Annotated in this window: 4 protein-coding genes; 2 read left to right on the top strand and 2 right to left on the bottom strand. The window is 73.6% G+C overall.

Annotated features, from left to right (window positions below; genetic code table 11):
* Positions 1–106: 106 nt before the first annotated feature.
* A complete protein-coding gene (locus AB0H12_RS04450) occupies positions 107–1,759 on the bottom strand; it encodes a serine/threonine-protein kinase (protein ID WP_499620759.1) in 1,653 nt (550 codons plus the stop codon).
* A 141-nt stretch (positions 1,760–1,900) separates the two neighbouring features.
* Positions 1,901–5,089 (bottom strand): S8 family serine peptidase, encoded by a 3,189-nt coding sequence (locus AB0H12_RS04445; protein ID WP_499620757.1) that lies wholly within the window; start codon positions 5,087–5,089, stop codon positions 1,901–1,903.
* A 412-nt stretch (positions 5,090–5,501) separates the two neighbouring features.
* Here AB0H12_RS04445 and AB0H12_RS04440 point away from each other — a divergent pair, with 412 nt between their 5' ends.
* The gene (locus tag AB0H12_RS04440) at positions 5,502–6,905 is read left to right on the top strand and encodes a hypothetical protein (protein WP_499620755.1); all 1,404 of its coding nucleotides are present in this window, start codon (positions 5,502–5,504) and stop codon (positions 6,903–6,905) included.
* A 1-nt stretch (position 6,906) separates the two neighbouring features.
* Positions 6,907–8,040 carry an ARPP-2 domain-containing protein gene (locus AB0H12_RS04435; protein WP_499620754.1) on the top strand — a complete coding sequence of 378 codons (1,134 nt, stop codon included), beginning with the start codon at positions 6,907–6,909 and terminating at the stop codon, positions 8,038–8,040.
* Positions 8,041–8,048 lie beyond the last annotated feature (8 nt).

Raw genomic sequence — 8,048 nt, 5'->3', positions numbered from 1 at the left:
GCGGACCAGCCCATGGAGACCTGGTCCTCCTGAATCGCGATGCTCGGCATCGCCCGACGGCGTCCTCACGGGGCGGCGACTCCCGGAGCCGCCCGGCGACGGGGCGTCACTTGCCGCGAGGGTAGGTCTTCTGCACCTCGCCCTTCAGGTTCGCCTCCAGGAACACGCCGCCGTAGGCGTCGATCAGGTACACCTTGATCGACGGCGTCTTGTCGATGATGTCGCTGTCGACGATCAGGTACCGCAGGGTCGGCTGCGGGACGCCGAGTTCCTTGTTCGCCTGGTCGAGCAGCGCGGGGATGGCGTCCCAGTTCACCTGGTTCAGGTCGATCACCGGGCGGTCGGCGTCCACGCCGTCCGCGCCCTTCCTGGTCGCCTTGCCGCCCTGGTACTCGAAGTCGTCGAAGCCGTTCGCGACCGCCGCGGTCGGGGCGACGGCCGTGGCGTGGTCCGGCCACAGCGTCAGCTCGGACACCATCGTGCCGCCCATCACCCCGCCGAGGGCGGCGACCGCTTCCCGCGCGCCGGCCGGCGTGAGCAGGTCGACCTTCGCCGCGGTGCCCGCCGTGGTCGGCGAGCCGCCGGGCAGGCCGACGTCCTGCCCGGTGGTCAGGGCCGTCGACGTGCCGGTGGGTGACTTCGCCGAGGTGTCCTTGTCGGACAGGTGGACCACCAGCAGCGTGGTCGCGACGACCAGCGCCACCCCGACCAGGGAGAGCACCACGGAGCCCGTCCGACTCCGCGTCTTCCTGGGCAGCGGGGTGGGGTAGGACTGCTGGTAGCCGTGGTGCTGCGGCCCGCTGACCGGCGTGGGCGTCGGCGTCGCCCACTGGGGGTGGTGCAGCGGCGCCTGGGGACCGCTCGGCGGCCCCGGGACGGCGAACCCCACCGGCGTGGGAGGTCCCAGGGGCGGGAGCGAGTCGCGCTCGGCCGCCGCGAACATCTGGTCCAGCACCTCGCCGGTAGGTCGTTCGGCCGGGTCGTTGCGCAGGGCGGCGTTGAGCGCGGGTGCGAGGGCGCCCGCACGTCGCGGCGGCGGCACCGGCTCGGTCATCACCGCGGCGAGGGTCGCCATCGTGGACGCGCGGCGCATCGGGTGGTAGCCCTCGACGGCCACGTACAGCAGCATCGCGAGCGACCAGAAGTCCGACGCGGTGTGCGTCTCGTCGCCGCGCAGCCGCTCCGGCGCGATGTACTCCGGCGACCCGATGACGTCGCCGGTCGCGGTGAGCTGGGTCGAGCCCTGGAGGGCGGCGATGCCGAAGTCGGTGAGCACGGCGCTGCCGTCGGTCCGCAGCAGCACGTTGCCCGGCTTGACGTCGCGGTGCATCACGCCCGCGGAGTGGGCCGAGCGCAGCGCCGCGAGCACGTCCCGCCCGATCCTCGCCGCATCGCTCGGGCTGAGCACGCCGTCGGCCAGCCGCGCGTCGAGGGACGTGCCGCGGACCAGCTCCATGACGATCCACGGGTACGGTGAGTCGGCCGACTCGATGATCTGGTAGATCGACACGACGTTCGGGTGCTGCAAACGGGCGAGCGCACGGGACTCGCGCAGCACGCGCTCCCGCAGCTGGGCGGCCGTCGCGGGATCGCTGTCGATCTGGTCGGCGTCGGCCGGTCGGACCTCCTTGATGGCCACCTCGCGGTGCAGCCCCAGGTCGAGGGCACGCCAGACCGTGCCCATCCCACCGCTGCCCAACCTCTCCAGCAGCTCGAACCGGCCGTCGAGGATCCGCCCGGTGTGCTCTCGCTCAGACACCGCGTCACGCTAGCAACCGGCCACCGGAGACCGAAGAACCGGCACTCCCGAGTTCAGAGGTCGGACAGGTCGAGGACCGACCACCGCGCCGGCGCTGGTAGCCGAGTACCAGCGCCGGCCGGCCCGGTGCCGTGGCGTCCGCTACTTCAGCGCGTACGCCCTGGTGATCGTCTGGCGCTGGCTGTTGCCGTCGGCATCGGCGATGCTCGACCGCAGTGACACGAACTCCGCGCCGACCGGGTGGTCGACGGTCGCCCGCCAGCCGCCGTGATCACGCCGCACCGCCGCCGGTCGCCACGTCGCGCCGTCGTCGTAGGACACCTCGACGACCGGCGTCGAGACCCCGCCGACCGAGCTGCTCCCGTTGCGCTGGACGTACACCGGGATCGTGAACCGCTTCCCGGCCGGCGCGGCGTTGCGGTGGTCCAGGTCGGGCGCGAACCGCACGGCCGACAGCGGTAGCGCGACCGCCTCCTCGCCGCTGCGCTCGGACGTGAACGTCCACTCCGCGCTGATCGCGGTGGACAACCGGTCCGACGGCCGGGTCGTGGTGGTGCGCAGGGTGTAGGTCGCCCGCTCCGGCACGGCGTCGAACCAGCCGAGGCCGTCGTACGGGTGCTCGCCGATCACCCGGCGGTCACGCAGGAGCGTCGTGGTCCCCGCCACGTCGAGGCTGAAGTTCATCCGGCCCCGGCCCTGGTCGGTGGCCGTCGGCACGGCCACGCTGAAGCGGTCGCCGACCCGGGCGGCGAAGTCGGCCGGGCCGTGCAGCCCTCGTGGCAGCGACGGCCCGAACACGCCGGCGTTCCAGCGTTCCGCGGTCGTGCGGTCGAGCGGGAAGCTCCTCGGCTCGACCTGGTACACGCTCGACACCGCCTGACCCGACTCGGCGAGCTCGGTGAACTCGCCGTCCCACGGCACGTTCGGCGTGTAGTACTCGGTCAGCGTGCCGGGCAGCGGGAGCGGGAGGAACGACTCCCGCAGACCGGTCCTGCCGGAGGTGGCCACCGCGTGCTCCGAACGCACCTTCGCGAACTGCCGGTCGCGATAACGCCACCGCAGCGCCTGCGGCACGGTGCCCTTCTCCGCGTGCCGGACGTGGTAGAGGGACGAACCGGTGAACGACTCGCCGTCCCGCTCGGCCAGGCGCTGCTCCACGGTGAACGTGAACGCGTCGCTCCTGGTGGTGGCCGGCCTCACCGCGCCCAACTCGGGGCCGCCGACGCGCATCAGGTACTGCGTCGCCTTGATGCCGCCCCACGCGGTCTCGCGCTGGAACACGACCTTGCCGTTGCCGGGCTTCGCGTCCGGGTTGTCGAGGTCGAAGCCGACCTGCCTGGCCTCGCGCGCGTCGAGGACGAGTTCGACGTCCCGGGTCAGGTCCAGCGCAGGCTCCACGAACTCGGCGGTGCGGAAGTCGCGCAGCTCCGGGATCGGCAACGCGATCGTGGCGTCGAAGTAGTACTCGCCCTTCGGCAGCCGCGTCCTGGCGGTGCCGGACGAGTCGTAGAGAGGGATCTCCCTGGGGTTGTCGACGTCGATGAGCCGCGCCGTGTAGAGGTCGGTCGGCGCGCCGTCGAAGCCGACGAACTTCACCGTCACGTCGTAGCTCTCCGCTTCGCGGTTCACCGAGATCGGCGTGCGGACCGACCGCCCGTCGCCGGCGGCGACGACCAGTCCACTGTGGACTTTCTCGGCCGAGTCGCCCCTGGTGTCCGTGGTGACGGTCGCACCGGCCCGACCACCGGCCGGCACGGTCAGCCGAGCGGGTTCGACCGTGAACGGCGCTCCGCTGGTCGTGAGGTCGAGCGTGACCGGCTCGGTTCCGGTGTTGGTGTAGGTCAGGGTCGTCCTGATCGGCTGGTCGTCGTCGTGCGGCCACCGGGCGATGCCGTTGGCGATGCTCGCGGGCGACGCGGACACCGCGGCCGTGGTGGCGGCGGCCACGTCGACCCGGCCCGCGCCCTGTTCCGCGACGGTCGACGTGTCGTTCGGCCTGGCGCTGCCGACCAGCCCGGCCTTGAGCTGCTCCGCCCGCCAGTCGGGGTGCCGGCCGGCGAGGACGGCGGCGGCGCCCGCGACGTGCGGCGTGGCCATCGACGTGCCGGACAGGGCGACGTAACCGTCACCGGCGGGGATGCCGATGCGGCCGTTCTTCGCCTTGGCGGCGACGATGCCCACGCCCGGCGCGGTGATCTCGGGTTTGACCGCGCCGTCCCGCGGGCGGGGCCCGCGACCGGAGAAGTCGGCGAGCCGGTCGTCCCGGTCGACCGCGCCGACGGTCAGCGCGGCGTCGGCCGCGCCGGGGCTGCCGATCGTCCCGGCGGTGGGGCCGTCGTTGCCGGCGGCGACCACGAACAGCACGCCCGTCCCGGCCGTGATCCGGTCGAGCGCCCGGGACATCGGGTCGGCGCCGTCGCTCGGCGAGTTGCTGCCGAGGCTCAGGTTGACCACGTCGGCGCCGCTGCTCGCGGCCCACTCCATGCCCGCGATGATCCAGGACTCCAGGCCGTTGCCGTAGTCGTCGAGGACCTTGCCGTTGAGCAGCTCGGCGTCGGGCGCCACGCCCCGGTGCTTCGCGCCGTTGCCGGTGATGGTCGAGGCGACGTGCGTGCCGTGGCCGTGCCGGTCGTCGGCGGTGTCGCTGTCGGTGAAGTTCCGCTCGTCGACGACCGCGTCCGACAGGTCCGGGTGGGTGGCGTCGATCCCGGTGTCCAGCACGGCGACCGTCGTGCCCTGCCCGGTGTGGCCGGCGGCCCACGCGTCCGGCGCGCCGATCTGCGGCGCCGACTGCTCGACGCTCGCGCGGACCGGCCCGTCGAGCCAGACCCGCTCGGCCTGCTGCGCGGTGGCCCAATAGGCGGTCGACCGCTCGACCGAGACGGCGGCGGCGCCCATGGCCGGCAGTTCGCGGCTGACCAGGGCGCCCGCCGCACGCGGGGTGGCGCCCTGGTGGTCCACGATCAGCGGCAGCCGGTCCCGGGACGCGTCGTCGTAGCCGGTGCGGGCCAGCTCGGTGACGTCGAACAGCCGGGGGTCGAGCTTCCCGCGCGCCAGCGCCGGCGCCGCGTCCTCCGGGATCACGTGGATGTCGCCTTCGACGTCCGTGCGGATGTGGAACGTGAGGTGCTCGCGGCCCTCGGCCGGACTCACCTTCGCCCCGTCCGGGCCACCGAGCGTGACCTCGTCCCCGGTCAGCAGCGTCACGGTCGGCCCCGGCGGCGTGAACGGCGTGCCGGGCGCCGCGACAGCACCCGGCGCGTCCACGGTGGCCGGGGCCACCACGCCGGCGGCGACGGCCGCGGCGAGCAGAGCCCGTCTGTAGATCATCAGCCCTCCAGGGTGAACCGACGACACGTCGCCGGTCGACACTTGCGGTCGATCATCGAACGCGGCAGACCCCCGTTCTGCTGCACGGCCGCCCGAACCGGTGCGGCGGCGGGTCACCCCGTCACACCGGGATCCCGGCCGGCACGCCCGGGTCGTCGGCCTCCACCGCGTGCCGGCCCGCCCCCCTGCTGCGGCTGCGCGCCCTCGACCCCTCCGCGCGACGGCCGGTGGGCCGAACCGCTCGTCGAGGCCGCCGGCGATATTCCCGGCGGATCCGGCCACGTGGTTGCTACAGTTCGCCGGCCGGCCGCGGGACTCCGGTGCGACTTCCGGAACCCGCCTCTGAAGCGATGATTCGCTGCTCGTGCCCCCATTCCCCGGCCGGCCCCGACACCTCTCCCGGAGCAGACCCATGGACGCCCTCACCGCCGACGACATGATGATGTTCATCAACGCGGCGACGACGTCCACGTCCCAGCGCGAGTTCCACGGCCGCGCCGACGACCAGCGGTTGTCGCTGGACTTCCTGCACGACTACGTGATCGGCAACTACCGCGACCTGTACGCCGCGGCGCTCGCGCTGGACGTCAACGACCACAACGCCGCGTTGATCGTCCGCAAGCTGCTGGAGACCACCGGCGACGCGACCGCCGGCCAGCGGCGGGTCGAGGGCCGGCTGATCGCCCGACGGTTGCGCGCGCTGCCGCCGCAACGCGTGTACGACCTCTTCCGCGCGTTGCGGCGGGCGCGGGTGAACAACCGGCGCACCCGCGCGATCATCCGCGAGTGGGTCGCGGCCCGGTCCGACCCGGCGTTCGACGCCGTCAAGTACCGCACCGCCCTGAAGGGGGCGCTGCGGCACGCGCACGTCGCGCCGGACGGCGAACTGGGCCCGTTCCTGTTCACGACCGGCCACCACCGCCGGTACGACACCCCGCTGCTGGAGACGTGGCGGCGCGCGCACTACGAGCAGGCGTCGGTGTACGAGCTGCCGTACACGGTGGCCGAGGGGTTCGCCGCGAAGCACGGGATCGACCGGGCGACGTTCCTCAAGCGCATCGAGCCCCGGATGACCAGGCTGGAGCGGTTCCGGCTGCAGGAGTCCGCGCGTCGCGGCAAGGCCGCGGTGGCGGTCGACCTCGGGTCGATGCCGCTGACGCGCCTGGCCTCCTACGTCCTGTCCCTGCCGGTGCCGGAGAGGGTCGAACGGCGCGGTGAGCTGACCGGCGCGCTGCGCGCGGCGGCGGTCCGGGCCGCCGGGCGGGCCGCGGGCGGGTGGGGTCGGGTCGCGGCCGTGCTGGACGACAGCTTCTCGGCGTTCGGCTCCGCGCAGAAGCGCCGTCGGCCGTTGGCGGTCGCGCTGGCGTGCCACCACCTGCTGGCGGAGCTGGCGGCCGAGTACGTCCCGTTGTGGACGTCGGGGCGCACCGACGCCCTGCTGGCCCGCCCGTACGGCATGACGCCGCTGGGCGAGCGGGTGCTCGACGCGCTGGAGCACGCGCCGGACCGGCTGCTGATCGTGTCCGACGGCTGGGACAACGCGCCGTACGGGCTCGCGTCGGAGGTGTTGCGGGTGTGGCGGGCGAAGCTCGACCCGGAGCGCCGGGTCGTCGCGGTGCACCTCAACCCGGTGTACGACGCGGACGAGTTCGACGTGAAGCGGCTCGCCCGGTCGGTGCCGACGGTCGGCGTGCGCGACGCGGAGGACGTGCCCGCCCTGGTCGAGTTCGCCCGGTTCACCGAGGGGCGGACCGGAATCGCCGACCTGCGGGCGCACTTCGACGCCCGGGTGGCCCAGTTCCTGGAGGAGGGGTGACGTGGAGCTCGACCTGACCGGGCTGACCACGCGTGCGGCGCAGGTGTGGGGCGGCGTCCGGCTCGTGCCGCTGACGCGGGACGAGCCGATCACCGGGCTGCGGCTGCACGACCGCGCCTACGGGGACGACCCGGCCCTGGTCGAGGTGGGCCCGCGCACGCACTACGCGTCCTACATCCCGCACGGTTTCGTGGCGACGTGGACCGACGACGACACCCCGGTCGCGACGTACGGCACGCAGCTGAAGCGGGGCACCGCGGGCGCCGAGCCGCCGGCGCACGGCATGCGGCTGCGCTTCCACCGCCGGATGGCACGCCGGGTCGAGCGCAACCGCTTGCGGTTCCTGCCCCTGCACGTGGCGGTCGAGGGGTACCTGGCGCTGCACTTCGGCGGCCCGGAGGTGGTGTGGGAGGAGTGGTCGCAGCGGGCCATCCGCCGCGGCCTGTCGCCGCGCGTGGAGGAGGCGTACGCGGGCGCCGAGGTCGAGGGCCTGGCGGACGCGCTGAAGCACTTCGAGATCCACCCGGGCCAGTGCGGCGTGCTGGTCTACGTGGCCGACGCGTTGGCGGCGGCGTTCGTCGTCCCGCACCCGGACGACTACCGGGCGCTGCACACCACCCTCGTGCAGGACATGTACGGCGAGCTGATCCACTACTACGCGACCCTGACGACGCCCGCGCCCCGGTTCGACGTGCGACTGCCGGATGACGTGGCGTCGCTGGCCGACCTGCGTGCGGCGGCGGTCCGGGAGCGGGCGGAGTGGGCCCGGTTCCACGACCTGACGATGGCCGCCGGGCTGCTGGGCGAGAGCTACGCGATGAGCCGCGTGTACCGGATGGGCGACTACACGCTGTCCCGCTTCCTGCCGACGTTCCGCCTCAAGGAGGAGAACCACATCGGCGAGCTGATCACCGCCCGCGACGGTCGGACGGCGTACCTGAAGACCTTCCGCCTCTCGGAGGCCCAGATCCGCCGAGGTCACCTGCTGACCACCCTGGCGGCCCACCACTGGCACCTCCCGACCGCCGCGAACGCCCTGCGCCTCACCGAGTCGCAGCTGGGCCTGCGCCTGCAGGCGGCCGGGTTCGGCGCGCTGCTCCGCGAGGACGTCCTGGCCCGCTACCGCGCGGGCTGACCGCCGGG

This window comes from Actinosynnema sp. NPDC023794 (assembly GCF_040639675.1).
In the GTDB taxonomy this organism is placed as follows: Bacteria; Actinomycetota; Actinomycetes; order Mycobacteriales; family Pseudonocardiaceae; genus Actinosynnema; species Actinosynnema luteola.
This window is presented reverse-complemented; position numbering and strand designations above follow the sequence as displayed.